Here is a 1,660-nt window from a genome sequence, read left to right on the forward strand (position 1 = left end):
GCGGCTGGCTAGCATCCACTGGTGACTTACAGTCTCAATGTGGATGCGAGGAGTGGCAAACGTGATTCGCATGACCTTGGTGACCAAACAGTATCCAGCGGGTGCGCGGCCCGCGTTGGATGATGTGACCGTCGAGATCACCGCCGGGGAGTTCGTCTTCCTGGTCGGTCCGTCGGGTTCGGGGAAGTCCACTTTTCTACGGCTGCTTCTGCGGGACGAGCGGCCGACCGCCGGTGTGGTCGAGGTTGCCGGCCGGGACCTGGCCGCCATCCCAGACCGTCGGGTGCCGTTGCTGCGCCGGCAGGTGGCGTGCGTTTTCCAGGACTTCCGGCTGCTGCCCGACCGGACGGTCGCCGGCAATGTGGCCTTTGCCCTGGAGGTCACCGGTCGGCCGCGCCATGTGGTCCGCACTCTCGTCCCCGAGGTTGTCGACCTGGTGGGACTGGCAGGTAAGGAGAACCGCTATCCCGACGAGCTGTCCGGCGGAGAGCAACAACGGGTCGCGGTGGCCCGGGCCTTTGTCGGGCGTCCGCGGATCCTGCTGGCTGACGAACCGACCGGCAACCTCGATCCGGCCACGAGTTCAGGGATCTTGAAGCTCTTGGACGCGATCAACCGGGCCGGGACGACCGTCGTCATGGCTACGCACAACGCCGCTGCGGTGGACGCCATGCGTCGGCGGGTCATCGAGCTCGAACACGGGGCGCTGGTACGCGACCAGGTGCGAGGCGTCTACGGACTGGCCCTGTAGGACATGATCGCTAATATGCGCGTCGGCCCGGTGCTCGCCATCGGTGTCACCAGCCTGCGGCGCAACCTGTCCATGACCCTCGGAGTGATCGTCACCGTGGCGATCTGCCTTACCCTGCTCGGAGCCGGCCTGCTGCTGCGGGCCCAGGTTCGCACCGTCGACGGGTTCGTTCTCGACCGGATCCAGGTCGTCATCGACCTCAAGGACGGGGTGTCCAGCGCGGAGCGGGACGAGCTGGCCGCGGATCTGCGCGCCGACTCGTTGGTGCGGGCCGTCGTCTACGAGGACAAGGCGCACGCATTCGCGCGTTTCACCCGCGACTTCCGCAATTCGCCGGATGTCGTCAGTGGCGTGAGCGCGGATGATCTGCCCGCGTCGTTCCGTCTGACGCTCGTCGATCCACGCCGGTCCGGCGAGATCGTCGCGGATTACTCCGGAAGAGATGGTGTCGACCGGGTACGGGACCAGCGTGCGTTGCTCGCACCGCTCTACCGCTTCCTGCACGCGTTCGCGGTCGGGGCCTTCGTCCTCGCCGCGGTTCAGGCCTTTGCCGCGTTCGTGTTGATCTATACGATGATCCGGGTGTCCGCGCACGGGCGACGCCGGGAAACCGCGGTGATGCGGCTGGTGGGAGCCACCAACGCGACGATCCGCGCGCCCTTCGTTGTGGAGAGTGCGGTCACGGGCCTGCTCGGCGGGACGTTCGCGGCGATAGCGCTGATCGCCTGCAAGATCTATCTTGTTGATCATAGGTTTGCCCGGCAGACCACGTTTCCGCTCCTGGACTGGGGTGCGGTGTGGGCCGCCGCAGTCGGTGTTCTCCTGATCGGCTCCGCGGCGACCGCGTCCCTGGCTGTGGTCGCGCTCCGCCGGCACCTGCGGGTCTGACCCACGGCTGGCTCCGCCATG

General features: G+C 67.0%; 2 protein-coding genes. Both read left to right on the forward strand.

Annotation, left to right across the window (positions count from 1 at the left end):
* Positions 1–61: 61 nt before the first annotated feature.
* The gene (gene ftsE / locus U9980_RS07965; RefSeq protein WP_322751432.1) at positions 62–751 is read left to right on the forward strand and encodes a cell division ATP-binding protein FtsE; all 690 of its coding nucleotides are present in this window, start codon (positions 62–64) and stop codon (positions 749–751) included.
* 15 nt (positions 752–766) lie between these two features.
* Positions 767–1,639, forward strand: a complete 873-nt coding sequence (ftsX, locus tag U9980_RS07970) for a permease-like cell division protein FtsX (protein WP_322767355.1) — start codon at positions 767–769, stop codon at positions 1,637–1,639.
* Positions 1,640–1,660 lie beyond the last annotated feature (21 nt).

Origin of the sequence: Protofrankia sp. Cr1 (genome assembly GCF_963555865.1) — a bacterium.
In the GTDB taxonomy this organism is placed as follows: Bacteria; Actinomycetota; Actinomycetes; order Frankiales; family Frankiaceae; genus Protofrankia.

Bases quoted from the DNA above. Each gene is read 5' to 3' on its own strand.
- ftsX (WP_322767355.1), top strand. From the start codon at position 767: ATGCGCGTCGGCCCGGTGCTCGCCATCGGTGTCACCAGCCTGCGGCGC.